The 25,146-nt window shown below is 59.2% G+C and carries 24 protein-coding genes and 2 pseudogenes; 8 read left to right on the top strand and 18 right to left on the bottom strand.

Annotated features, from left to right (window positions below; translation table 11 throughout):
* Positions 1 to 3 precede the first annotated feature (3 nt).
* The 6 genes and pseudogenes from JFU48_RS28000 to JFU48_RS27975 form a co-directional block, all read right to left on the bottom strand.
* Positions 4 to 1,452, bottom strand: a complete 1,449-nt coding sequence (locus tag JFU48_RS28000) for an efflux transporter outer membrane subunit (protein ID WP_201138324.1) — start codon at positions 1,450 to 1,452, stop codon at positions 4 to 6.
* Positions 1,445 to 2,635, bottom strand: coding sequence for an efflux RND transporter periplasmic adaptor subunit (locus tag JFU48_RS27995; protein WP_201138323.1), 1,191 nt, complete (start codon positions 2,633 to 2,635; stop codon positions 1,445 to 1,447). The genes JFU48_RS28000 and JFU48_RS27995 overlap by 8 nt, the downstream gene beginning before the upstream one ends.
* Before the next feature lies 1 nt (position 2,636).
* The gene (locus JFU48_RS27990) at positions 2,637 to 5,840 is read right to left on the bottom strand and encodes an efflux RND transporter permease subunit (protein ID WP_201138322.1); all 3,204 of its coding nucleotides are present in this window, start codon (positions 5,838 to 5,840) and stop codon (positions 2,637 to 2,639) included.
* Positions 5,841 to 6,121: 281 nt separating this feature from the next.
* On the bottom strand, positions 6,122 to 6,493 hold the full coding sequence (locus JFU48_RS27985) for a glutathione S-transferase N-terminal domain-containing protein (RefSeq protein ID WP_003223187.1): 372 nt from the start codon (positions 6,491 to 6,493) through the stop codon (positions 6,122 to 6,124).
* Between the two features lie 104 nt (positions 6,494 to 6,597).
* A complete protein-coding gene (gene folE / locus JFU48_RS27980; RefSeq protein ID WP_010456659.1) occupies positions 6,598 to 7,143 on the bottom strand; it encodes a GTP cyclohydrolase I FolE in 546 nt (181 codons plus the stop codon).
* Positions 7,144 to 7,165: 22 nt separating this feature from the next.
* A pseudogene (locus tag JFU48_RS27975) lies at positions 7,166 to 7,465 on the bottom strand (site-specific integrase); the annotation flags it as partial.
* 147 nt (positions 7,466 to 7,612) lie between these two features.
* Here JFU48_RS27975 and JFU48_RS30145 point away from each other — a divergent pair.
* Positions 7,613 to 7,871, top strand: a pseudogene (locus JFU48_RS30145) (lysis protein); the annotation flags it as partial.
* A gap of 167 nt (positions 7,872 to 8,038) precedes the next feature.
* A complete protein-coding gene (locus JFU48_RS27970) occupies positions 8,039 to 9,088 on the top strand; it encodes an acyltransferase family protein (RefSeq protein ID WP_201138321.1) in 1,050 nt (349 codons plus the stop codon).
* Positions 9,089 to 9,495: 407 nt separating this feature from the next.
* Here JFU48_RS27970 and rffA read toward each other — a convergent pair whose 3' ends face one another.
* The 10 genes from rffA to JFU48_RS27920 all read right to left on the bottom strand — a co-directional run bounded on the left by rffA (position 9,496) and on the right by JFU48_RS27920 (position 17,609).
* The gene (rffA, locus tag JFU48_RS27965; protein WP_201138320.1) at positions 9,496 to 10,641 is read right to left on the bottom strand and encodes a dTDP-4-amino-4,6-dideoxygalactose transaminase; all 1,146 of its coding nucleotides are present in this window, start codon (positions 10,639 to 10,641) and stop codon (positions 9,496 to 9,498) included.
* Positions 10,638 to 11,504 carry a class I SAM-dependent methyltransferase gene (locus tag JFU48_RS27960; protein WP_201138319.1) on the bottom strand — a complete coding sequence of 289 codons (867 nt, stop codon included), beginning with the start codon at positions 11,502 to 11,504 and terminating at the stop codon, positions 10,638 to 10,640. Before JFU48_RS27960 ends, rffA begins: the two co-directional genes overlap by 4 nt.
* The gene (locus JFU48_RS27955) at positions 11,501 to 11,917 is read right to left on the bottom strand and encodes a GtrA family protein (RefSeq protein ID WP_242486765.1); all 417 of its coding nucleotides are present in this window, start codon (positions 11,915 to 11,917) and stop codon (positions 11,501 to 11,503) included. Before JFU48_RS27955 ends, JFU48_RS27960 begins: the two co-directional genes overlap by 4 nt.
* Before the next feature lie 7 nt (positions 11,918 to 11,924).
* Complete coding sequence (locus JFU48_RS27950; protein WP_201138317.1) at positions 11,925 to 12,605, bottom strand: acetyltransferase; 681 nt, start codon at positions 12,603 to 12,605, stop codon at positions 11,925 to 11,927.
* Positions 12,593 to 13,576 carry a glycosyltransferase family 2 protein gene (locus JFU48_RS27945; RefSeq protein WP_201138316.1) on the bottom strand — a complete coding sequence of 328 codons (984 nt, stop codon included), beginning with the start codon at positions 13,574 to 13,576 and terminating at the stop codon, positions 12,593 to 12,595. The genes JFU48_RS27950 and JFU48_RS27945 overlap by 13 nt, the downstream gene beginning before the upstream one ends.
* Positions 13,576 to 14,268, bottom strand: a complete 693-nt coding sequence (locus JFU48_RS27940) for a WbqC family protein (RefSeq protein WP_201138315.1) — start codon at positions 14,266 to 14,268, stop codon at positions 13,576 to 13,578. The genes JFU48_RS27945 and JFU48_RS27940 overlap by 1 nt, the downstream gene beginning before the upstream one ends.
* Positions 14,265 to 15,437: a hypothetical protein gene (locus tag JFU48_RS27935; protein WP_201138314.1), complete on the bottom strand. Its 1,173-nt coding sequence runs from the start codon at positions 15,435 to 15,437 to the stop codon at positions 14,265 to 14,267. The genes JFU48_RS27940 and JFU48_RS27935 overlap by 4 nt, the downstream gene beginning before the upstream one ends.
* A gap of 498 nt (positions 15,438 to 15,935) precedes the next feature.
* Positions 15,936 to 16,493 (bottom strand): Smr/MutS family protein, encoded by a 558-nt coding sequence (locus JFU48_RS27930; protein ID WP_003223189.1) that lies wholly within the window; start codon positions 16,491 to 16,493, stop codon positions 15,936 to 15,938.
* A gap of 74 nt (positions 16,494 to 16,567) precedes the next feature.
* Positions 16,568 to 16,888 carry a hypothetical protein gene (locus tag JFU48_RS27925; protein ID WP_003223191.1) on the bottom strand — a complete coding sequence of 107 codons (321 nt, stop codon included), beginning with the start codon at positions 16,886 to 16,888 and terminating at the stop codon, positions 16,568 to 16,570.
* Positions 16,889 to 17,018: 130 nt separating this feature from the next.
* Positions 17,019 to 17,609 carry a cysteine hydrolase family protein gene (locus JFU48_RS27920; RefSeq protein WP_003223193.1) on the bottom strand — a complete coding sequence of 197 codons (591 nt, stop codon included), beginning with the start codon at positions 17,607 to 17,609 and terminating at the stop codon, positions 17,019 to 17,021.
* A 238-nt stretch (positions 17,610 to 17,847) separates the two neighbouring features.
* Between JFU48_RS27920 and prmB the strand changes: the two genes are divergently transcribed.
* The gene (prmB, locus tag JFU48_RS27915; RefSeq protein WP_201138313.1) at positions 17,848 to 18,756 is read left to right on the top strand and encodes a 50S ribosomal protein L3 N(5)-glutamine methyltransferase; all 909 of its coding nucleotides are present in this window, start codon (positions 17,848 to 17,850) and stop codon (positions 18,754 to 18,756) included.
* Positions 18,757 to 18,916: 160 nt separating this feature from the next.
* Here the strand turns inward: prmB and JFU48_RS27910 are convergent, their stop codons facing one another.
* Together JFU48_RS27910 and JFU48_RS27905 are read right to left on the bottom strand one after the other, a co-directional pair.
* Positions 18,917 to 19,708, bottom strand: a complete 792-nt coding sequence (locus tag JFU48_RS27910) for a hypothetical protein (RefSeq protein ID WP_003223198.1) — start codon at positions 19,706 to 19,708, stop codon at positions 18,917 to 18,919.
* A 99-nt stretch (positions 19,709 to 19,807) separates the two neighbouring features.
* Positions 19,808 to 20,761 (bottom strand): alpha/beta hydrolase, encoded by a 954-nt coding sequence (locus JFU48_RS27905; protein WP_201138312.1) that lies wholly within the window; start codon positions 20,759 to 20,761, stop codon positions 19,808 to 19,810.
* A 130-nt stretch (positions 20,762 to 20,891) separates the two neighbouring features.
* Between JFU48_RS27905 and aroC the strand changes: the two genes are divergently transcribed.
* The 5 genes from aroC (at position 20,892) to mtnC (ending at position 25,112) form a co-directional block, all read left to right on the top strand.
* A complete protein-coding gene (gene aroC, locus JFU48_RS27900) occupies positions 20,892 to 21,983 on the top strand; it encodes a chorismate synthase (protein WP_003223202.1) in 1,092 nt (363 codons plus the stop codon).
* A gap of 34 nt (positions 21,984 to 22,017) precedes the next feature.
* A complete protein-coding gene (locus tag JFU48_RS27895; protein ID WP_003223203.1) occupies positions 22,018 to 23,163 on the top strand; it encodes an MFS transporter in 1,146 nt (381 codons plus the stop codon).
* Positions 23,160 to 23,786 carry a methylthioribulose 1-phosphate dehydratase gene (locus tag JFU48_RS27890; RefSeq protein ID WP_201138311.1) on the top strand — a complete coding sequence of 209 codons (627 nt, stop codon included), beginning with the start codon at positions 23,160 to 23,162 and terminating at the stop codon, positions 23,784 to 23,786. Before JFU48_RS27895 ends, JFU48_RS27890 begins: the two co-directional genes overlap by 4 nt.
* A gap of 92 nt (positions 23,787 to 23,878) precedes the next feature.
* On the top strand, positions 23,879 to 24,424 hold the full coding sequence (locus JFU48_RS27885; RefSeq protein ID WP_201138310.1) for a 1,2-dihydroxy-3-keto-5-methylthiopentene dioxygenase: 546 nt from the start codon (positions 23,879 to 23,881) through the stop codon (positions 24,422 to 24,424).
* A gap of 4 nt (positions 24,425 to 24,428) precedes the next feature.
* Positions 24,429 to 25,112 carry an acireductone synthase gene (gene mtnC / locus JFU48_RS27880; protein WP_201138309.1) on the top strand — a complete coding sequence of 228 codons (684 nt, stop codon included), beginning with the start codon at positions 24,429 to 24,431 and terminating at the stop codon, positions 25,110 to 25,112.
* Positions 25,113 to 25,146 lie beyond the last annotated feature (34 nt).

Raw genomic sequence — 25,146 nt, 5'->3', positions numbered from 1 at the left:
CGATCACTCTTTCTGCGCGGCGATGCTCGCCAACTCCTCGTTCGACCAGCCGCCACCCAGCGCCTTGATCAAGCCGACATTGGCGCTGAGCTGACGGGTCTGCACATCCAGCACACTGCTCTGCGCCTGCAGGGCGGTGGTCTGCGCCGACACCACATCCAGATAACCCACCGCCCCTTGACGATACTGGTCCAGCGCAAGGTTCTCCGACTGCTGCGCCGCGTCCGCCGCGTCGCGCTGATCCTTCAGTGCCGAGCCCAGGCCGGACACCAGCGACAGGTTGTCTTCCACTTGGGCGAACGCCGCCAGTACCACGCTGCGATAGTGCGCGCCGGCTTCGTCGGTGGCGGCCCGTGCTGCATCCAGTTCAGCCTGATGTGCGCCGCCATCGAAAATAGTGCCCAACAGCGAAGGGCCGATGACCCAGAAAAGATTGGGTGCGGAAAGCAGTTTGGCGTACTCGGCACTTTGAAAACCGGCCTGCGCGCTCAGGGTCAGGCTGGGATAGAACGCGGCCTTGGCCACGCCGATTTTCGCGTTGGCTTCAGCGGTGCGGCGCTCGGCGGCGGCGATGTCCGGGCGGCGCTGCAACAAGGTTGACGGCAACCCGACCGGCACTACCGGCAGGGTCACCGGATGAGTGCTCTCGGCGATGCTGAAGTCCGAGGCCGATGCGCCGACCAACGCGGCGATCGCATGTTCCAGCAAGGCCCGTTGCGCCTGGTTTTGCGTCAGCTGCGATTTGGTCGATGACAATTGCGTGCGGGCACGGGCCACGTCCAGTCCGGAGACGATGCCGCCGTCATGCAGGCCCTGCGTCAGGTTCAGGGCTTTCTCGAACGCCGCACCGGTTTCCTTCAGCAGGCGGGTTTGCTGATCCAGTCCGCGCAGGCGGATGTAGGTGTCGGCCAGTTGCGTCTGCAGGCTCAGGCGCGCCGAGGCCAGGTCAGCCTTCTGCGCCTGGGCTTCGTCCTTGCCGGCGGCGACCGTGTCGCGCACCCGGCCCCACAAATCCACCTCGTAATCGATCTCGGCCCCGAGCGTCACCGAGTTGTACTCATCCGGGCCGCCATTGCGCAGCGGCTTGTTGTCCGACTGGCGAATGCGCTGCGGCTGGGCATTGCCGGTGATGCTCGGAAACAGCCCGGCCTCGACCTGTTTGACGAACGCCTGCGCCTGGGCGTAATGCGCCAGCGCGGCGCTCAGGTCGGGGTTGTTGTGCAGCAATTGCTGTTGCAGCGCGTCGAGCTGCGGGTCGTTGTACATCCGCCACCAGCCATCGCGGTTCAACTGGTCGGAAGGCTGCGCCGTGGTCCACGGTGCGACCGTGTGAAACGGCGCGGCAACCGGCGTCGGTGGCACGTGGTAGGTGGGTGCCAGCGAACAGGCATTGAGCCCGAGCGCCGCGCCCAAAACCCACGCGGCGGTGCACAACGCCGAGCGCTCAGCCATTGTTTTTGTCTCCCTTGTCGGGCTGCACGATCTGCACGCTGTCATCGTCGGCGAGGCCGTCCGGCGGGGTATCGATCACTCGGTCACTGGCCAGCAGGCCGGAGCCGATCTCCACTGAATCTCCCAACTCGCGGGCAATGGTGATGGTCTTGAAGCGCACCTTGTCATTTGCATCCAGCGTCGCCACGCGCAAGCCGTGTTCGTCGTAGCGCAACGCACTGGCCGGCAGCCGCAAGGCGTTGACCTGCACCGGCAACTTGAACTCGACATTGGTGAAGCCGCCCGGGATCAGGCGTCCGCCGGGGTTATCCACCAGCAACTGAACCAGTGTCGTGCCGGAGGTGGCATTCACCGAGTCGGCGGTGGCGATGACCTTGGCCGGAAACTGCTCCTTCTGATATTCCGGCACGGTCAGATTGGCGCTGGTCCCCGCACGGACCAATGGCGAAAAATTCTGTGGTACCTGCACATAAACCCGCAAGCGGCTGACATCGGACACCACAAACAGCTCGGGACCGTTGCTGCCGCTGCCAGCGTTGATCAGCGCGCCGACATCGGTTTCGCGCGCGGTCACCACGCCATCGAACGGCGCTACCAGACGCTGAAAGCCTTTGGTTGCCACCAATCGGTCGACGTTGGCTTTTGCCGCCAGTACCTGCGCCTGCTTGGCGCTGAGGTCGCCGTTGCGTTGATCAACGTCCTGGCGCGACACCGAATCGGAGGCCAGCATCGCCTGCCAGCGCTTCGCCGTGGTCGCCGCCAGCGACTCGTTGGCCTGGGCGGTGGCGAGGTCGGCGCGGGCTTGCAGCAGTTGTTGATCAAGCTCCGGGGCATCGATTTCGGCGAGCAATTGACCGGCCTTGACCGGCGCACCGATGTCGAATTTCCATGACTTCAAATACCCGCTGACGCGGGCGAAAATCGAGGCGCGGGAGTACGCCTCCAGCCGTCCCGGCAGATTCAGCACCGGACCTTGCGGGGCGATGCTTGGCGAGATCAGCACCACGTTGGCCACGGCCTGTTTGTCGGTCCAGTCCTTGAGCGTGCGCGATTCGCTGACGCGCCAGATGATGCACGCGATGACGATCAACACCAGCACCAGCCCGGTCAATGCGATGCGCCACAGACTGTGCTTGCGCCGCTGGGGCGCAGGGGTGTCCGGGGCAATGTGCTCGTCAGTCATGTCAGGCGCCCTCCGGGGCAGGAGGCAGTGGCGCGTCAGCGGCCGGGGCCGGCTCGCGGGCGTCTCGGGCGTGAACAATGCTGAAAATGATCGGCACCAGGAACAACGTCGCCACCGTGGCAAAGGACAGCCCGCCGATCACCGCCCGACCCAGTGGCGCGTTTTGCTCGCCACCTTCTCCCAGGCTCAGGGCCATCGGGGTCATGCCAATGATCATCGCCAGCGCGGTCATCAGCACCGGGCGAAAACGGGTGAACCCGGCCTCCAGTGCCGAACTGACCGAGTCACCATGGGCATCGAGGCGCTCGCGGCAGAAACTGACCACCAGAATCGCGTTGGCGGTTGCCACCCCGATGCACATGATCGCCCCGGTCAGCGCCGGCACCGACAATGGCGTGTGGGTGAGAAACAGCATCCAGACAATCCCCGCCAGTGCCGCCGGCAACGCCATGAGAATCACGAACGGATCGAGCCACGACTGGAAGTTGACCACGATCACCAGATAGATCAGCACCACCGCGCCGAGCAAGCCGTAGAGCATGCCGTTGAACGCACTGTTCATGGTTTGCACCTGGCCTTGCAGGGCGACTTTCGAACCCTTCGGAACATCTTTGGCGTGGGCATTAATGATGTCCTGAATATCCGCCGCCACGGCGCCAAGGTCGCGGTCCTGAGTCGACGCGAAAATCTCCACCACCGGTTGCAATTCCGACTGGCTGAACACCGAATGGCTGTTGGTGCGCTCAAGCGTCGCCAGACCGCCGAGAATCTGCTGGTCATTGCCGGCGCCGGTCGGACTCAGTGGCAGGTTGTTCAGCGCTGACAGCGAGTCGAGGTTGTATTGCGGCGTCTGCATCACGATCGGATAAGAAATGCCGTTGGCGGTGTTGAGCCAGTACGTCGGCGCCACCTGACTCGAACCCGCGAGGTTGACCACCAGACTGTTGGTCACATCGCGTTCGGTGATGCCCACCAGTTGCGCGCGGGTGCGGTCGACGTTTACCTGAAAGGTTGGCAGTTGCTCGGATTGTTGCAGGCGCGCATCGGCCACTCCCGGGACTCGCCGGATCTCACGCAACAAGGTATTGGCGTAGGCGAAATTGGCGACTTGATTGCCGCCCTGGATCTGCAGGTCGATGGGCGCCGACGCACCGAAATTCAGGATCTGCCCGACGATATCCGCCGGTGGAAAGGAAAACACCAGACTGGGAAATTGCCTGGGCAGTTGCTCGCGAATCTGCCGCATATAGTCGGCGCTGGGGCGGTGACCGTCATTGAGCTTGATGTGGATGTCGCTGTCCTGCGAACCCACGGTGCCGGTGTTGTTGTAGGTGATGTTGATGCCGCTGATAGACAGGCCGATGTTGTCGACCACCGAGCCGAGATCGGCGGGTGGGATGATGCGGCGGATCGCGTTCTCGACGTCGTAAATCAGCTCGGCGGTCTTCTCTACGCGGGTGCCGACCGGCGCGCGTACATGCAGCAGGATCTGTCCCGCATCGACCGCCGGAAAAAAGTTGCGCCCCAGAAACGGCACGAGGGTAAACGACAAAAGCACGAAGCCGAAAAAGCACACAACGAAAATTCCCCGGTGGTGCAGGGTGGTTTCCAGCATCGCGTGGTAGCGATCGCGAACGGCCTCGAAGCGCTTCTCGAAACCGCGTTGAAAACGCACCAGCGGATTGCGCGAACGCTGATTGTGCGCTGCTTGTTCCTCCTTGGTGTGCGGCTTGAGCAGGTAGTTGGCCATGGTCGGCACCAGCGTCCGCGACAGCAGGAACGAAGCGATCATGGCGAACACCACCGCTTCGGCCATCGGCACGAACAGATAGCGGGCGATGCCTTCAAGGAAGAACATCGGCACGAACACGATGCAGATGCACAGCAGCGAAACGAAGGCCGGGGTGACGATTTGCGCGGCACCGTCGAGGATCGCGGTCTTCACCTCTTTACCCTGTTCCAGGTGCCAGTTGATGTTTTCGATGGTGACCGTCGCTTCATCCACCAGAATCCCCACTGCCAGGGCGAGGCCACCGAGGGTCATGATATTGAGGGTTTCGCCGAGGGCGGCGAGGGTCGCGATCGAGGCCAGAATCGACAGCGGAATCGACACGGCAATGATCATCGTCGAGCGCCAGCTGCCAAGGAACAGCAGAATCATCAGGCTGGTCAGGGCTGCCGCGATGATCCCTTCCTTGGCCACGCTGCTGATCGCCGCGCGGACGAACACTGACTGATCCTCGATGAACTCGATTTTCAGGTTGTCAGGCAGCGCAGCCTTGGAGTCGGCGAGTTTGTTGCGGATACCGTCGATCACGCCAAGGGTCGAGGCCGACCCGGTCTTGAGAATGGTCAGCAGCACCGAGCGGCTGCCGTTGACGTGAACGATGTTGGTTTGAGGGGGATTGCCGTCACGCACGGTCGCCACATCGCGAATCAGCACTGTGGTGCCGTTGGCGGTCTTGATCGGTAAATCCTGCAGGTCCTTGAAGTCCGTCGGCGCGTTGTTCAGCAGCAGCGGGTACTCATAGTCGCCGATTTTTTCGGTGCCCACCGGGGTGATCAGGTTCTGCGTGGCCAGTGCGTTGGCGACATCCTGCCCCGAGAGCCCGCGGGCCTGCATGGCGGCCGAGTCGAGGTCGATCTGGATCTGCCGGCTCTTGCCGCCGAACGGATAGGGGATGGCCGCTCCGGCGACAGTGGTCAGCATCAATCGCACGGTGTTCAGGCCGATATCGCCCAGTTGTTGTTCGCTCAGATTCTTGCCGGACAACGCCAGTTGAATGATCGGCACCGTCGAGGCGCTGTAGTTGAGGATCAGCGGCGGGGTGGTCGCCGGCGGCAACTGGCGCAGGATCGCTTGCGACACCGAAGTCACTTGCGCGTTGGCGTTGGTGATATTGACGTTGGGCTGGAAGAAAATCTTCACGATCCCGAAGCCGTTAAGCGACTGCGCCTCGATGTGGCGGATGTCGTTGACCGTGGTGGTCAATACGCGCTGGAACGGTGAGGTGATCCGTCCGGCCATTTGGTCGGGCGATAAACCGGTGAACTGCCAGATCACCGCGATCACCGGAATGCGGATCTCGGGAAAGATGTCGGTGGGCGTACGCAGCGCCGCCAGCGGACCGGCGATCAGGATCAGAATCGCCAGCACCACAAAGGTATACGGTTTTCCCAGCGCGATACGTACCAGTGCATGCATTGCGATTGTCCGGGCAACGGAGCGGACAGCGATACGAGCGAGGAACGGGCCGTGAGCGCTTGATCGACTGCCTGTCCGTGGGAGCGTGGGTGAGCCCGTATGGCAGGTGAATGCGCCTCTGGCTCTGCTTCTCGCAGAATAGACCGCCGTGACTGTGGCAGCCGGCAAATCGACCAACAGTAGATGAATATTTAGTTAGCTTGGTAAGCAATCAGGCGTGACCCGCCCCCTGTGGGAGCGAGCTTGCTCGCGAAGGCGTCGCTCAGGACACCGAAAATCATTCAGATAGCAGCAAACCGCTTATCCAGATAATCAATGATTACCTTGGACTCATACATCCAGGTCGTCTGCCCGTTCTCTTCAATGCGCAGGCACGGCACCTTGATCTTGCCACCCTGTTCCAGCAGCGTCTGGCGGTCATGCTCGTTGTTCTTCGCGTCCTTCAGTGCCACCGGCACGTTCAAGCGACGCAGGGTGCGGCGGGTTTTCACGCAGAACGGGCAGGCGTGGAACTGGTACAGCGTCAGGTCTTTGGCGGCCGAGTTGACCTGCGCCTGAACTTCGGCCGGACGCTGTTTCTTGCCCGGGCGGGTAATGAAGTCGATGAAGATGATCAGTTGGCCGAGGCCGACACGAAGCGCTTTGACGAACACGTTGAAAGCCTCACGGTGCAAAGAGAGAAGGGCGCGCAGCTTACCCGATTTTTTGCGGGCGAAAAAAAACCGGCGATGAATGCCGGTTTTCTTCGTGCCGCGAATTACTTGATCAGGCTGAGAAATTCGCTGCGGGTTGCCGCGTTTTCGCGGAACTCACCGAGCATCACCGAAGTGATCATCGACGAATTCTGTTTCTCGACACCGCGCATCATCATGCACATGTGCTTGGCCTCGATCACCACGGCCACGCCCAGCGCGCCGGTGACTTGCTGCACCGCATCGGCGATCTGGCGGCTGAGGTTTTCCTGAATCTGCAGGCGGCGGGCGTACATGTCGACGATCCGCGCGACCTTCGACAGGCCCAGCACCTTGCCGCTCGGGATATACGCAACGTGCGCCTTGCCGATGAACGGCAGCAGGTGGTGTTCGCACAACGAGTACAGCTCGATGTCCTTGACCAGCACCATTTCGCTGTTGTCGGAGCTGAACAGGGCACCGTTGGTGACCTCTTCGAGCGTCTGTTCATAACCGCGGCAGAGGTACTGCATGGCTTTGGCGGCACGCTTTGGCGTGTCGAGCAGGCCCTCGCGGGACACGTCCTCGCCCAGTTGGCCGAGAATCGCGGTGTAGTTCTGTTCCAGTGTCACAGGGGCTGATTCCATAAGGGTTTCAGAGGGGTACTGTTTCAGTCTGTACCAATTTTGTACCAATCAAGCTGTTTTCGAGTCTACCGAGTTCACCCCAATCAATGCTGGAGTTGATCCATCGGGCGTAAGTCGATAGCAACATCTGAACGCTATGACCGAGCTGAGTGGCAATAAACGCAGGGTTCATACCCGCCATGAGGCACATGGTAGCGTATGTGTGTCTGCAGTTGTATGGCCGGCGGGCGCGAATCCCCAATTCGGTCAATGCAGCCTGGAAGTATTTGTCGGGCGCGCTCGACCAGTGAATGAACTCGAAGTTCTTGATCAGTCTGCCTTTCACTGCGGTACCCAACACCGTGGGCAAGCACTGGATAGCCAGGCGTTTCACGCCTAGCGTCAGCTGTTCGGTATTGGCCACCGTTTTGCTCAGCATCAGCGACGTCATGCTATCAATGGCTGCATTTGTATCCGCCGTGATCAAGGTCGCCTGCGACTGCCTTGCCTTTGCTGATCTGCGCCTGTCAGTCCTACTCGATGCCACCGCCGGTACCGGTAACGGATCGAGGTCAGCCACCACCGTCAACGGCGGGGTGGTTCATGGCCTCGCAAGAGCCGAAATTGCCCCGACGCATGTTTGACGAATTATCGGCATCACCGATGACGGCGACCGGGGGCTCATCGCCCTCGCGGCCTGTCAGGCATACGCTAGAGAAGTCCCGTACCCGCGAACGGTCTCTAGAAGTCCAGCCAAGGCTGGTAGGGGGAGATGCACTTTTACTGTGATTTTTTGGAATGCGACCCACTTAAGTGTGATAATGACCGACCCATGCGACTTCGATGATTCATCCGCCGCACTCGGCGTCACTCGTTAATCACCACAATGGAATCTAAGTAAATGCAGAAAAACTATGTGGGCGGGATACAGGCCCTACGGTTACTTGCTTGTTTCTTTGTTCTTTTCCAGCACGTGACATTTTTTACCTGTTACTTTAAAGGAATAGACTATCAGCCGTTTCTGATGATTAACTTTGGTCGTATGGGTGTTAGTTTGTTTTTTGTGATATCTGGCTATGTCATGGGGATGTGTCTGGATCAAGGTAAGATGTTTCTTTGGAATCGAATTGCACGAGTATATCCGCCCTACTGGTTGGCCATAGTTATTAGTTGGTTGGTTTTGGTTCCGCTTGGTGTTGATTGGGCTTTTGATTTCAGGTCTGCGTTACTACTGCCTACACTGCAAGTAAATAATAGCTATAAAATTCCATACTGGACACTCTGTTATGAGATGGCGTTTTATGTGCTTGTATTTACGCTGATGCTGATGAGAGTATCTCGCAAGAATATGTTGTGGTTCTGCGCTGCTTGGCTATCTTTGATTGTCGTTGTTGATGCCTATAAGGTTATTGGTGACATCGATACCGCACAGGCTTTTGCACCGGTTGCTCAGCCGGGGTGGGGGATCCTGATAACGCCTTATCCGATCTTTTTTATCGCTGGATTGGTTGCTTCGATTGGCGGGTCTTCAAGATTTGAACGAATCCCACCTGTTTACCTGGTTTTGATTGCAATTTGCACTTGGGCAGTGAGCAATAATATGAAACTTCCCTCGCCTGGTCCGATGTTTATTATGCAGTCATTCAGCTTTGTCTGTTTGATTGCTGCTTCGAAGCAGATAAATTTCCCTTCGATCGTTACTCGGTTGGGAGATTATTCGTACGGTATTTATCTTGTTCATATGATAATCATAGGCGCTTTGATTGCCCTGTTTAAAGCCCGTAATGTGGAAATGCGATTCTCTGGGGTTTTTGCGATTTTTATGCTGTGCTCAATTATTGGTGGCTGCGCCTTTGGTTGGTTTGAGCGCAAGCTTCATACCCGTTTTATTAAACGGTTATTTAGAAACGAGCCCGTAAAGCCTGTTGCTCAATCGTTGAATGCGCAGTAGCCCCGCCATTTTTCTCGTCTGCCGTTCACCGGCAGGCGGTGAGTCGTAGATTTGGGCTTATAACTGGATTAATTCGGCGGGAGTGCTGAAAGTGTTGCCGATCTTCGCTGCGACGATAGCGCGGCATGCGGCAATCGCTCGGGTTTCGCCGGGTAGGCGCCGATACCCCCAGAGCAGATAACGTCTGCAATGGCGATCGTGAATAGGGGGGGGCGACTGGCAAATACATCCGCAACTCAGGAGGCAGTCGTGGCCGGCAAGCCAGTCGACTCCTCCCGGTTCTACCCGACCGACCCTAACGATCTGTTATGGCCTCTGGTCTACGGTTGTGCAGGGTGGGCGATCGTCCCCGACCATAGGTCGAGACTTGTCTATTGCATTCGACCTGCCCACTTACTTACATCTGATTACCGTTTGGCAAGGTCTATGGAGCGCAACAGCACGTCAATTACTTCGTTCTGCTCGTTATGTGTCAATCCCACCCATAACGGCAGACGGATGAGTCGCGCAGGTAGCGTTTCGGTGACATCCAGCGCGTCGTGCGCACGCCCCAAAGCGCGACCCGCCGGCGCCGTGTGCAGCGGCACATAGTGGAATACTGCACCGATACCATACTGCTTCATGCGTTGGAGGACTGCGTCGCGATCCACATCCGCGGCGAGAAGCACGTAGTACATATGTCCGTTATGCGTGCAAGTGTCGGGCACGATCGGGCGGCGCAGGATGCCAGCCGCCTCGGCGGCCTCCAGGCACTCATGATAATAGTGCCACGACGAGAGGCGCTCTCTCCCGATGCGGTCGGACTGCTCCAGTTGCGCCCACAAAAAAGCCGCTGTCAGTTCGCCAGGCAGAAACGACGAGCCGACCTCCTGCCATGTGTACTTGTCGACCTCGCCACGAAAAAAGCGGCTCCGGTCCGTACCCTTCTCACGGATGATCTCGGCGCGCAGTACGCTCTCCGGCTTTTTGACGAGCAGCGCACCGCCCTCGCCGGAGATCACATTTTTGGTTTCGTGAAAGCTGTACGTGCCAAAATCGCCGATACTGCCGAGTTGCTTTCCTCGATATGTAGACGTTACGCCTTGCGCCGCGTCCTCTATCACGAGGATGTTGTGACGCCGCGCGATTGCGAGGATCGAGTCCATCTCGCAACTAACGCCCGCATAGTGCACCGGCACAATCGCACGCGTGCGCGGCGTGATCGCGGCCTCAATGAGACGCTCGTCGAGATTTAGGGTATCCGCGCGAATATCGACAAACACCGGCACACCGCCGCGCAATACGAACGCATTTGCGGTCGATACGAATGTATAGGACGGCATGATGATTTCGTCGCCGGGCCTAATTCCTGCGAGTATGGCGCTCATCTCTAGCGCTGCCGTGCATGAATGCGTGAGCAGCGCTCGCGCGACGCCCGTGCGCGCTTCGAGCCATGCATGGCAGCGTTTTGTATATGCTCCATCGCCCGCGAATTGCAGATTTGCGTGCGCGTCGGAGATGTAGGCAAGTTCTTGCCCTGTCATATACGGCTTATTGAACGGGATGTGGATCATATCTTCCTTGCAATGAGAAAACGTGAACCGCCCACCGGGAGATCGAGGCCCGCGCGGATCATCCGCGCTTCGGCCACCATTGCCGCGCCGAGCAGGCGGTTCAACCACGGTGCGACACTGAGTTCTGCTCCAGCTGCTTCAGCATCGACGCCGCGACGGCTGAACCTCGACAGCATCATCAGAGGCAACAGCATTGCGACGAAAGATGTGCTACGGACGATCGAGAATCCCGCGGCGCGCACCTTCGCGTGCAGATCGGCGGCCGCGTAGCGGCGCACATGACATGCGTACTCGTCGGTGGCACTCCACAGCCACTGATGTTGAGGCACGGTCAGCAGCAGATGACCACCCGGTCTTAGCGAGGCGTATGCCTGGCTCAGCACCGTTTCGTCCTCCACGATGTGTTCGAGCACATCGAACATTCCGATCGCGCCGAACTCGCCAGAGAACGGAATGTCACGTGCGTCCATTTGCATAAAGCCAGCGCCGGGCAGACGGTTTGCTGCGAACGAAAGCCCTGCCGAAAAAATCTCGCTACCTGCGACGCGTGCTTGCGGAAAAGCCGCGGCGAGCGCGGTTAGCACATAGCCGGTGCCACAGCCCACCTCAAGAAACGAGCCAAAGTCGCGCGCATAGCGGCGTAGCGCCCAAATGATCAGCCGATTACGAGCTTCGAACCAGAAGTTACCGGCTTCGACCGCAGCGAGCTCGGCAAAGTGGCTTGCCTTGAAGCCAGGGCTTTCCGCACTCAGTGCTGGCGCATATGTCGGCAGCCCATTCTCCAGTGCCGGCTGCCAGCGGCAGGCCGGGCAGGCCATATCGCTGACTGGGTACAACGTGTCGCAACTGAGGCACCGCTTCACGGGTTGCTCCTGGTGATCGGGTCTGGACGAGGAAACACAAGAAACTTGAATGTGACGAACAAGAAGCCCGCAACCACTAGTATCGCCACGGCCTGCACAACTCGATATGGAAAGTGCAGGTGGTCAGCGAAGATCGAGAGAATCAAATAGTTCAGCAGATATCCGCATGCATGAGCGCCGAAGTACTTGACTGCCGGCCCACCGATGCGGCCGCGGTGACCGAATGTCCAGTTGCGATTGCTCCAGAATCCGACGCTCGCGCCCACAACATAAAGCACCGTCATTGCTACCTTCGGCTCCATACCGAGCCAGGTGATCAATAGAAACAGGAGATAGCCGCCTAAATTCACGGCCCCACCGACGAGGCCATAACGAAGCAACTGGGCGAGCGACGCGCGCGATTGTGATGTCATCACGTACTCACACCTGATCGCAGACGGTTACAGCTGTTGCCGGATCGAGTGTGCGTAGCCGCCGCGCCGGCGCGCCAACGTAGACGCTGAGGTCTTGCGTGTCGCGATTGATCATCGACTGGGCGCCAATCAGGGTATCGTCGCCGATGCGCCTGCCTTGCATCACCACGGCTGAGAAGCCGATGAAGTTGCGAGCACCGATCGTGACATTGCCGCCGAGCGTCGCGTTGGCGGCGATGAAATTGTGATCGCCGATTTTGCTGTCGTGGCACAGGGTGGCGTTCGACCAGATTACGTTATTCGAGCCGAGCTTCACGCCCGTCTCGATGACAGCGCCAGGCATGACAATAACGTTATCCCCGATAACCGCATCGGCGGCGATCCACGCGGTCGGATGCATTAGATTGGCAAGTGGGTAGCCGCATTGTTTGATCGAGCGATATACGCATTCCCTTGCCAACATGCTTCGATAGCCAACTGCAACGAACACCATCGCGTCAGCGGGTGCGAAGCGATTGCACACTGTTTGCCAGCCGAGTAATGGTATGCCGTCGAGCTCTAAGATTCCGTCGGGCAGATACGATTCGTCGACTGTAAATGCGTGAACCTGCATGCCGAGATCGTTTGTTGCGTAGCGGTACACCAGTTGTGCAAACGGTCCCGCGCCGAAGATGATCAATCCTGCCATTCGCGCTCCCTGTACGATTCATCACTCGCAGGTGGGGCGTGAACGCGGTTGTCATGATAAATGGCTCTAACCAGCGAAGTCGGTCGCCTCTTCACCTCGAGGAAGATCTTGGATATGTAGATTCCGACCACGCCAATCGAGAAGATAATGACGCCGCCGATCAGAAACAGCGCGGCCATTAGTGACGTCCACCCGAGAAACACATGCCCCCAGAACAGCTTTCGCGCGAGGAGGTAGAGAATCACTGTCGTCGCGATACCTGACGAAAGCAGGCCCAGGTAGAAGATCCCGGTAAGCGGCTTGCTGCTGAACGACGTGATCGCGTCGATTGCCATCGTTAACTTCTTGCGAAAGGTGTACGACGAGTTGCCATCGAATATTTTTGTCGCAACGATGCGCTTCTGTCTGAATCCCGCATCTTTCCAGACTGCGGGAAGAAACAGTTCCGTTTCACCGTACTGCAGCAGAGCGCTCACATAGCTGCGTTTCATGAGCCGCGAGACGATATCGCGATCTGATACCTGCACCGGCGAGAGCGCGTTGAACACTTTGTAAAAGAAGTCGCTGGTGAGGGCTTTTGCAAACGGAAGTGTCTTCTTCTCGAGTTCGCCTACCACCACATCGGTTTCCGGGTCCTCGTCCATCTCGTGCCAGAAGTGGCCAAGATTCTCCGGTTCTTCCTCGAGATCGACGTCGATTACGAAAACACGCTCGCCGCTTGCGTAGCGCATGCCGGTGATCAGGGCGCGATGCTGACCGACGTTGCGCGCGAGATCGATCACCCTGACGCGGGAATCAGATTTGCACAACCGGCGCGCCAATTCGAGTGAGTCGTCGGGAGATGCATCGTTGACAAACACAATCTCAAAAGACGATGTGAGTTTTTGCGCATCAGCGACAATGCGGCGATAGAACTCGTCGATGTAGCGTGCCGACCGATAAAGGCTGGTCACCACGGAGAGTTTCAACATCATCGGGTCCTCATAAAGGCTGCATGCTCGGGACCTGTATTGAAAAGCAGGTCGAGTATGCTCACGCCGTGCGCGAACGGTGGAAAGAGCTGCGTGTATTCCGGATAACCGTCATAGTGCATCCATTCCACGCGCGTACCTGCATTGGTAAACAGTGTTTCGTCGAGATAATCACTGGCGGCTGGCCCGGACAGATAAACATCCGCGCCCGCCTGCTGGCAGATGCCCACGAGCCGCTCGACGCGGTCACCTTCAAGCACATAGTCTCTGGATGAAGTAATGTGCGTTGCAATATCGAGCGTCGCGCAGATCTTGCGAATAAAAAACTCATTAATGTCCGACAGTAGCTCGAATGCACCGGCTTCGCTGTACCACGCTTCCACGATTGCAGCATGTTTTTCGAAATGACGCGCACGCGAGTAATTGCCAGCGATCGTCTTCCAGTGCCGTGCTGCCCAACGAGAATCGACTACTCGCGTCTCGCTGATCTTCTGTCCGAGTCGGTCCTGGCGGACGGGAATCGTCAGCCATTGCACGCCGGTTTGGGTTTTGATGCGATTACGATTGCGCCAGTCATTCTTTGTGTACTGTACCTCGTCGTACAGGATGAACTCGTCAACTGATCGGATCAGATCGAAGTAACCTTTCCACGGTACGTAGTTCGACTGGAGAATGGCGACTTTTTTGGTCATTGTCGTTCCGCCACTGCAGGCACGACTGGCGCACGTCGGCGCCTCCATCGCGCGAGCGCGCTACGTGCGAGCACAATAAAGTAGATCGCGTACACGACACGCAGGAGGTAGAAGTAGCGGTTCTCGACGTGTGCAATTGCCATACTGAGTGATACCGAACAGAACGCGGTGATTACCAGTACCGCGAGCCACGGCTGGCCAGACGCAATCGAGGCAAAAGACAGGATCGCAACCAGTAGAAATGCGATCACGGTGCCGGTGATCTCGGCACTTGTATAGTCGATTATCGGCGCCAATGCGTCGGCCGGCGGCTGTCCCGAGTAAACCGCCCAGTAGAATTTGGAAAGGCCGATCCAGAACTTTGTGGCGAAATATTGAATCTCTGGAACCTGCGCTGCAAGCTTCGAGAAATAAACAACCGGTGTCGGCTCCATGTACACGGCCAGTTCGACATAGGGCTGACGATTGGCTGGATCGAATACGGCCATAGCGCGCAAGTCGTATAGCCACGGCACACCTGAGTGCAGATAAACCCACAAGATTTGCACAAAACCCAGCGATGTACCGCAACAAAAACAGATGAGTGGTGGAAGTGCGGATTTAATATCGCGCCTGCTGATCAGGGCAAGCCATAGTGGCACGATCAACACCGCGCTTACTGCGAAATTCTGCTTCATCAGGATCGAGGCGCCAAGCAGTATCCCTGCCACGAGCGCCTTGCCTTTCGTTGGGTTAAGTCCATCAGCGCTTAAAAAACAAAATGACAGCAGAAATAGCGTCAGACTTTGAAGGTCGGACAGACGCACTGAGATGTAGCCGATTGAGAACAGTGTGATCAGAATCACCAGCGAAACATCGCCGATAAGTGGTCGTCTCTGTACATCCGGCGGCAAAGCGCCGTTCTCGAAGTTGGAGAATCGCCGCAGAAGCGTGAGGCCAGCGTAGATCAGCAGCACAAAGAACAGCAGATTCTGGAACAGAGTGATATAGCTCACCAGAATTGGATCATTCGTGAACAGCAACGGGATGGCGTAGTAAAGCACAATGCCGATGGGGCGATAGGCGTGATAACAGGTAGCGCCTGGGTCATCGCTGCCTAGGAGGAAATGCGCACACCCGGTAGCCACTTCAAGATACTGGGGTGCATCCCCGATTGAAGGAAAATCCATGCTCAGCTCTGATACGGGGCGAATCCGCGAGGTTAATCTAAAGTGTTGAAATTTACAACAAATGCCAACGGCGTCTCGGGGTGGCCAGGGAGCTAATCAGGGAAAGACTATCAAAATCAAAATCGTGGCTTGAACTGGCGTAAGTCGCCTAGGTAATGGGCAGTTCATCCGTTGAATGTCATCGTTCCAGATGACCGTGTGCAGGTCTGGATACAAGTGACCGTTACTGCCCCGCATCGTTGTGGGCGGTGTGACTCCGCGTGCGGGACAGCGAAGCAAGATCGCGCAACAATTTTCGTATCAAGAACCGTGTTTGGCCATGATTGGACAGGCACTGTTTTTGTCCCGGTTCTTGATTTTATTGTTCCTGATAACTAATTGGATACCTCGAAATCTCGGTGTAATTCTGTTCCAGGGACATGAAACTACCTGTGGGGATTTTCGCAAAGGGCAAGGGTACGGTGGCGGACACGACCCTGCAAGTTCGGTGTAACGCGATTATTCGTCGCGGCCTTCCATCATGGTGCGTTTGAGCATCACGTAAACCGCACCGGCACCGCCATGTTTCGCCTGGCACGAGGTGAAACCAAGCACTTGCGGATGCTGGCGCAGCCAGGTGTTGACGTGGCTTTTGATCATCGGCCGCTTGCCGTCCAGGCGCACGGCCTTGCCGTGGGTGACGCGCACGCAGCGGATTTCGAATTTGGTCGCTTCGGCGAGAAAGGCCCAGAGAGTTTCCCGGGCCTTCTCTACGTTCATGCCGTGCAGGTCGAGGCTGCCTTCGAACGGGATCTGGCCGATCTTGAGCTTGCGCATCTGGCTTTCCTGCACCCCGTCGCGGGCCCACATCAACTCGTCTTCGGGGCCGACGTCGATCACGAACTGATCGGACAGGCCATCCACGGTGGTGGTGTCGGTGCGCACGGTGGCGGACTGGCGCAGCTTGGCGATCCGCGCGCGGTCAGCCTTGGGTTTGCCGGTGTCGGCGCGGTCGTGCTTGATCGGCTTGACGCCTTGGATCGCACTTTTGAACAGGGAAAAATCGTCGTCTTGCATGTCAGCCTCCGCGAAGGGCGGCCAGTTTACCCAAGTCGAAACAAAACGGCCCGGCAAAAAGCCAGGCCATCACCTCAGTCGTGTTTTTTCATCAGGTGCGGGGACATGTTCAGTTCCCGCGATTGCCGGGCGCGACGCCGGCATCGACGCCACAGCGCCACGCCGAAGTACAGGAACAACAAACCGACCGCCAGAATGATCGCCGAACCCGTCGGCGTGGCATTCAAGTCGCCGAGCGCCGGCGGGCGCCCCAGCAGGCTGGCGGCACCGGCCATCGCCAGCAGCACACCGAACGTCGCCAGAATGGCGGCGATCGCTGCGCCGAATCGAAAACGCCAGTTGCTTTGGCCTTTGGGCCGCAAGCGGCGTGCGTCAAATCCATCGGATAACTTCATTCCGACCTTCCTCAATGGGTATCGGCCCTTCGACCGGGAGTTGACCGGGTTGTTCCTGAGGCTAAGGCAATTGAAGCAAATGCGAGGCTTTTGCGGATGAGCGGCGCGGTGAGCCGCTCATCAGAGCAGATCAGATCAGATCTTGAGTCAGGGCGAGGGTGGCGAAGTTGTCGGCCATGATCGCCATTTCCGCTTCCTGCACCACGGCGGCGCTGAGCACGCGGCCCTTGAACGGCAGGTCACGGGTGGCGCAGGCGTCTTCGACCAGGGTGCAACGGAAGCCCAGGTTCTTCGCCGCGCGCACGGTGGTGCTGACGCTGGAATGGCTCATGAAGCCGCAGACGATCAGGTCCAGCGAACCGAGATTTTGCAGGCGATCAAGCAGCTCGGTGCCATGGAACGCGCTCGGCAGCAGTTTGCCGATGATGGTTTCATCGCCCTGTGGCTCAAGGCCGGGGATGAACTCGCCACGTTCGCCTTGCGGGTCGAACAGGCCACCGACGGTGCCGAGATGACGCACGTGCACGATCGGCCGACCGGCTGCACGGGCCGCGGCGACCAGTTGTTTGATGTTCGCGACGGCCGCGTCCATGCCGCTCAGGGCCAGCGGGCCACTGAGGTACTCTTTCTGGGCATCGATGATGACCACGGTGGCATGGCTCAGGGTGGCCGCTGCGTAACCGCGGCCGCTGAGTTGAAACATCGTTTTTGGAACGGACATTCGGGGCTCCTTGGGGTGGGGCTTTTGCGGCATTGTCCTCTGGCTGAGCGGTTCTGTGAACCGCTACCATCGTAGGCGCCGTCGTTACTGGCCTGCAGCCTTGTCAAGTTACACGTTCTGTTCAATAGCTGATGCAAAAATCAGAAAAGTCCTACTGTCGCTCCGCTGATTTTCCTGCGTCGTCGGCGGGCGTTTTGGCTGGTAGAATCGTCAGTCGTTTTTTCTGGAGTTCTGCCCCGTGATCACTTCCCGACTTCGTACCCTGCGCGACCACATCCGTTGGGCCGTCAGCCGCTTCCATGGGGAGGATCTGTTTTTCGGTCATGGCACCGACAACGCCTGGGATGAAGCCCGGCAACTGGTGCTGGGTGCCCTGCACCTGCCGTGGGAAATTGCCGACAGCTACCTCGATTGTGCGCTGGAAGACGACGAACTGGTCAACCTGCAACGCCTGCTCAAGCGCCGCATTGAAGAGCGCATCCCGACGGCGTACCTGCTGGGCGAGGCGTGGTTCTGCGGCATGTCGTTCATCGTCGATGAGCGCGTGCTGATCCCGCGTTCGCCGATTGGCGAACTGATCGAAAATCGCTTTGCACCGTGGATCGGCGACGAGCCTGCGCGGATTCTCGACCTGTGCACCGGTTCCGGTTGCATCGGCATTGCCTGCGCCTACGAATTCCAGAACGCCGAAGTGGTGCTGGCGGATCTGTCGTTCGAAGCGCTGGAAGTGGCCAATCAGAACATCGAGCGTCATGGCGTCGATGAGCGCGTTTATACCGTGCAGGGCGATGGTTTCGATGGTTTGCCGGGGCAGCGTTTTGACCTGATCGTGTCGAACCCGCCGTACGTTGACGCGGAAGATTTCGCCGACATGCCGGATGAATACCAGCACGAACCGGAGCTGGGCCTGGCCTGCGGTGATGACGGTCTGAGCCTGGTACGGCGGATGCTCGCCGAAGCGGCCGATCACCTGACCGAGAAGGGTTTGTTGATCGTTGAAGTGGGCAACAGCCAGGTGCACGTCGAGGCGCTGTACCCGGAAGTCGACTTCGCCTGGCTCGAATTCGAGCGCGGCGGGCATGGCGTGTTCATGCTGACGGCGGAGCAGTGCCGCGAGCATCAGGCGCTGTTCGCTTCTCGCGTTTGACCTGACTGACTTCTGTGGCGAGGGAGCTTGCTCCCGCTGGTCTGCGAAGCAGACCCAAAATATGCAATGACGGTGCACCAGACATACCGCATGCGCATGTTTTACGACTGCTTCGCAGCCGAGCGGGAGCAAGCTCCCTCGCCACAGGTCATCGCTGATTTCAGCGGTGCGTAGCAATCCAGATCAGCAACCCCGCCTGAAACACCGCAAACGCCACCAGACAGGTAATGGTGAAGCGCAACCCGGCGTCTTCACGCTTGAACTTGCTGACTTTGTCTTCCTGCTTCTTCAGCTTCACTTCCTGCTCGGCCAGGTTCTGCTCGGCCTGTTGCAGCATTTGCGCCGCTTCAAGAATCTCGACAATCTGCAGCTTTTCGCTGTTCCAGTCGCCCAGCAAGTCACCGACTTGCACCTCTTTGACGCTACCCTTCAGATGCTGGGCATCGGCGTACACCACATCAAAACCATGCACGCGCAAGAAGTGATCGCGACGCAGGCGGGTGTCTTCGTTCAGCGCGTCCTTGTTGTTCAAGTCCATGCCGTCGACGGTGTAGGCGGGCCAGCGCTTTTTCGCCCAGTTGATGCCTTGCGCGGCCATGAAACGACCGATGCCACGGTTCAGCGGTTCGATCTGCAAGCCGCTGTCCGGGCCGAAATGCACACGTTTGCTGGTGTGATTGACCCACACGTCGAGCTGGTTCTGCTCCTTGCGCACGCGTTGGCCGGGCAGTTTGATCGCCATGCGCATCAGGCTGTGTTCTTTGCTGTTGCGCTCGGCATAGCCGAATTCGACAAAGCGCAGCGGCCGGCCACCGGTGTTGCGGTCGGTCTGCAGCGGGGCCAGGCGGAGCATCTTGTGGTGCTCGACGCTGACGTCCGCCCATGGCAGCTCGACCGCTGGCGGTGCGTCTTTTTCAGCGGTGGTGTCGGGTGAAGTCGGGGTATCAGTCATAACGGCGAGATCCTGTCCAAGCCCTGCTTGTCGCCAGCCGGTACGCTGGCGACAAAGGCTTATCGGCCGTTTTTTCCAGGACTGGAGGGCAAAAAGCCCTTAACGGGTGCGAAGTCCGTCAATAAATTCGATGAGTTTGCCGCCCAGCTCCGCTGCCAGTGGCAAATTCGGGTCCTTGTACGAGGCCAATTGCCGCTTCACGTCGGCGGGAACGATGCGCATGACATGGTTCATCCCTTCGATCACCACCAGTTGGGCCTCGGGTCTGGCGGCTTTCAGTGCCTGCGCATCGCCCACGCCGACCTGCATATCGTGGGTGCCCTGAATGATCAGCGCCGGCATTTTCAGTTGCGCGAAGGCCTTGGCCGGATCCTGGCGAAACAGGGAAATCAGGTAAGGCTGCACACTCGGACGGAAAATCGCTTGAAGCGGCGCCGGCACGTTGTCGTCGGTGTGGCCGGCCTTGAGGCTGTCGAGAATTTCATTGCTGCGCAGCATCAACGGCGGTGGCAGGCTGCGCGCCAGTTGCTCGCGGATCACCTGATCCACCGGGCGGGCGCTGCCGGACAGCGAAATCAGCGCGGCGGCGTCGGCACGGGGGGCGGCGAGGGTGGCAATCAGTGCGCCTTCGCTGTGCCCGAGCAGAATCAATGGGCCGAAACGCGGATCGCTTTTCAGCTTCTGGCTCCAGGCCACCGCATCGTTGACGTAGGCTTCCACCGACAGATTGCGCTCGTCGGGCGTGGCCGCCAGGCTTGCGGCGACCCCGCGCTTGTCGTAGCGCACGCTGGCGATGTTGTGTTTGGCCAGCACCCAGGCCAGTCGCTTGAGGCTGTCATTGCGCCCGCCATCGGGATTGTTGCCGTCACGATCCGTCGGACCGGAACCCGCAAGGATCAGGACAACCGGCACCGGGTTGTCGGATTTTGGCAGCAGCAGCGAGCCGAAAAGTTCTCCGCTGCCGGTCTCCAGAGAGATCGGTCTTTGCAGGACAGTCGCGTGGGCAAAACCGGTAAACAGGGTAAGACTCAAGATCAGAACTCGCAGCATCATCACGCCATCATTCGCCAAGGTGCGGGTTGGACTCACCAACACCACTAAGGTTCGAGGATGAACTAGTCGGTTAGCCTGCGTATACTGGCGCGCATCATGAATTTGGGTTTGATTTCACGGAGCGTCCTGCATGTCCGGCAATACCTACGGCAAGTTGTTCACTGTCACCACCGCTGGCGAAAGCCATGGTCCGGCGTTGGTCGCCATTGTCGACGGCTGCCCGCCGGGCCTGGAGATCTCCCTTGAAGACCTGCAGCGCGACCTCGATCGCCGCAAGCCGGGCACCAGCCGCCACACCACCCAGCGCCAGGAAGCCGACGAAGTCGAAATCCTTTCCGGCGTGTTCGAGGGGCGCACCACTGGTTGCTCGATCGGTCTGCTGATCCGCAACACCGACCAGAAGTCCAAGGACTACTCGGCGATCAAGGATCTGTTCCGCCCGGCACACGCCGACTACACCTACCACCACAAATACGGTGAGCGCGATTACCGCGGCGGCGGTCGCAGCTCGGCGCGGGAAACCGCGATGCGCGTGGCGGCCGGGGCGATTGCGAAGAAATTCCTCGCCACCCAGGGCATCGTCATCCGTGGCTACATGAGCCAGCTCGGCCCGATCGAAATCCCGTTCAAGACCTGGGATTCGGTGGAAGAGAACGCCTTCTTCAGCCCGGATCCGGACAAGGTTCCGGAGCTGGAAGCCTACATGGACCAGTTGCGCCGTGATCAGGACTCGGTCGGCGCCAAGATAACGGTGGTCGCCGAAGGCGTGATGCCGGGTCTCGGCGAGCCGATCTTCGACCGCCTCGACGCTGAACTGGCCCATGCGCTGATGAGCATCAACGCAGTGAAAGGCGTGGAAATCGGCGCCGGTTTCGCCTGCGTCGCCCAACGCGGCACCGAGCATCGCGATGAACTGACCCCGGAAGGTTTCCTCAGCAACAACGCTGGCGGCATCCTCGGCGGCATTTCGTCCGGTCAGCCGATCGTCGCGCATCTGGCGCTCAAGCCAACGTCGAGCATCACCACTCCGGGCCGTTCGATCGACATCCACGGCAATCCGGTCGACGTGATCACCAAGGGCCGTCACGATCCGTGCGTCGGCATCCGTGCCACGCCGATCGCCGAAGCGATGATGGCCATCGTGCTGATGGACCACTTGCTGCGTCATCGTGGGCAAAACGCCGACGTGCGCGTCAGCACCCCGGTACTGGGCCAGCTTTGATGGCGGGTTCTGAAGCCGTCGCGGCATAACGGGCGTGGCGGCGCTCCCGTACTGGCGGCTGTCCAGTTTCTATCTGTTCTATTTCGCCTTGCTTGGTTCGACAGCGCCGTTTCTGGCGTTGTACTTCGATCACCTCGGCTTCAGCCCTGCGCGGATCGGCGAACTGGTGGCGATTCCGATGCTGATGCGCTGCGTGGCGCCGAATATCTGGGGCTGGCTCGGCGACTACACCGGCAAACGCCTGGCCATCGTGCGCTTCGGCGCGGTGTGCACGTTGCTGACGTTCTCGCTGATTTTCGTCAGCAAAACCTACGCCTGGCTGGCGATGGTCATGGCCCTGCACGCGTTCTTCTGGCACGCGGTGCTGCCACAGTTCGAAGTCATCACCCTCGCGCACTTGCAGGGGCAGACCTCGCGCTACAGCCAGATTCGCCTGTGGGGCTCGATCGGTTTCATCATCACCGTGGTCGCGCTTGGCCGTTTGTTCGAATGGCTGAGCCTCGACATCTACCCGGCGGCGCTGGTGCTGATCATGGCCGGCATCGTCCTCAGCAGTTTGTGGGTGCCGAATGCGCAACCACCGCAAGGTAACCGGCCGAGCGGGGAAGGGTTCCTCAAGCAGCTGCGCAGCCCCGGTGTGCTGGCGTTTTACGCCTGCGTCGCGCTGATGCAGATGAGCCACGGCCCGTATTACACCTTTCTGACCTTGCACCTTGAACACCTCGGTTACAGCCGTGGCGTGATCGGCATGCTCTGGGCCGTGGGCGTGGTCGCCGAAGTGCTGATGTTCATGGCGATGAGCCGGATTCTCGCGCGGTTTTCATTGCGCCGCGTGCTGATGGCGAGTTTTCTGCTGGCGGCGTTGCGCTGGTTACTGCTAGGTTCGTTCGCCGAATTCCTCTGGGTGCTGTTGTTCGCCCAGGTGTTGCACGCGGCGACCTTCGGCAGCTTTCATGCCGCTGCCATCGCGTTCGTGCAACGTAGCTTCGGTGCGCGTCAGCAAGGTCAGGGTCAGGCGCTATATGCGGCGCTGGCCGGCACCGGTGGCGCGTTGGGTGCGTTGTATTCCGGTTACAGCTGGAATGCCCTCGGCGCGACATTGACCTTTAGTATTGCCAGTCTCGCGGCGCTCGCTGCTGCCGTTATCATTGCCACACGTATGCAAGAGGACAGGCCATGAGCCTTACGCGTGAACAGCTCGCCCAGCAGATCGTCGACGCCGGGCGTTTTCTTTATGGTCGCGGCTGGTCGCCGGCCACCAGCAGCAATTACTCGACGCGTCTGTCGCCGAGCGAAGCGCTGCTGACCGTGTCCGGCAAGCACAAGGGCCAGTTGGGCCTGGACGACGTGCTCGCCACGGATTTGTCCGGCAACAGCCTGGAACCGGACAAAAAGCCCTCCGCCGAAACTCTGCTGCACACTCAGCTGTATCGCTGGCGCCCGGAGATCGGCGCGGTGCTGCACACCCATTCGGTGAATGCCACGGTGCTGTCGCGCCTGACGCCGGAAGACTTCATCGAGTTCGAAGACTACGAGCTGCAAAAAGCCTTCAGCGGCATCTCCACCCACGAGTCCCGGGTGCGCGTGCCGATTTTCGACAACGATCAGGACATTGCGCGCCTCGCCGCCAAGGTGCAGCCTTGGCTCGACGCCCATCCCGATTGCGTCGGTTACCTGATTCGCGGCCACGGCCTCTACACCTGGGGTGCGCAGATGAGCGATGCCCTGCGGCAGATCGAGGCCTTTGAATTCCTGTTTGAATGCGAGTTGAAAACCCGCAGCGTCATGAACCGCCAAGGCTGACTTCACCAGAAGCCGCCCATTCGCCTGATGAAATGCACTGCCCGACCGGTCTGCAAGAGCCGGACGGCAAGGCCGATACCGAGGAATTGCCCATGAGCAGCCTGTCCGTCTATCACGTTTCCAGCCCTGACATTCCGAACAAGGTGCTGACCCATTTCGAAGACATCGCCTCGACGCTCGCCGAGCAGGGCGTACGCTTCGACCGCTGGCAAGCCGCGGCGAAGATCCAGCCCGGCGCCAGTCAGGAAGAGGTGATCAGCGCCTATCAGGAGCAGATCGACAAACTGATGACCGAGCGCGGTTACATCACCGTCGATGTGATCAGCCTCAACAGCGACCACCCGCAAAAAGCCGAACTGCGCGCCAAGTTCCTTGAAGAACACCGCCATGGCGAAGACGAAGTGCGCTTTTTCGTCGCCGGCCGTGGGCTGTTCACCCTGCACATCGACGATTACGTCTACGCGGTGCTGTGCGAGAAGAACGACCTGATCTCGGTGCCGGCCGGTACCAAGCACTGGTTCGACATGGGCGAGCACCCGCACTTCGTGGCGATTCGTCTGTTCAACAACCCGGAAGGCTGGGTCGCCAACTTCACCGGCGAAGACATCGCCGGGCGCTTCCCGCGTATGGAGGACTGAGCCGATGTCGATCAAAGTCATCCTCACCGACATCGAAGGCACCACCAGCGCGGTGAGTTTCGTCTTCGACGTGCTGTTCCCCTACGCCGCCAAACATCTGCCGGACTTCGTGCGGCAGAACGCCGAGCGCGCCGATGTCGCCGAGCAGATCGCCGCCGTGGGTCGTGAAAGCAACGAGCCGCAGGCCGATGTTGAACGGGTGGTGGAAATTCTCCTGAGCTGGATCGCCGAAGACCGCAAGGCCACGCCGCTGAAAGCGCTGCAAGGCATGGTCTGGGAGCAGGGCTATCAGGCCGGGCAGTTGAAAGGCCACGTCTACCCGGACGCCGTTGAAGCGCTCAAGCAATGGCATCAGGCCGGTTATCAACTGTTTGTGTATTCGTCGGGTTCGATCCAGGCGCAGAAGCTGATTTTCGGCTGCTCCGAAGCGGGGGATCTGACGCCGCTGTTCAGCGGGTATTTCGATACCACGTCGGGGCCCAAGCGTGAGGCGCAGTCTTACACCAACATTCAACAGGCGATTGGCGTCGAATCGCAGGACATTCTGTTTCTGTCCGACATCGTGCAGGAACTCGACGCCGCGCAAGCGGCAGGTCTGCAAACCTGTGGCTTGGCCCGCGAGGGTGGGGAGCTGGAAGGGCATGTGACGGTGGACAGCTTTACCGCGATCGAGCCTGAAGCCTTCTAAACACACATAACTCTAATGTGGGAGCGGGCTTGCT

It is taken from the genome of Pseudomonas sp. TH49 (genome assembly GCF_016650625.1).
GTDB classification, from domain to species: Bacteria; Pseudomonadota; Gammaproteobacteria; order Pseudomonadales; family Pseudomonadaceae; genus Aquipseudomonas; species Aquipseudomonas fluorescens_H.
Note: the sequence above shows the minus strand (reverse complement) of the source record. Positions and strands in the feature narration are given on the sequence as shown.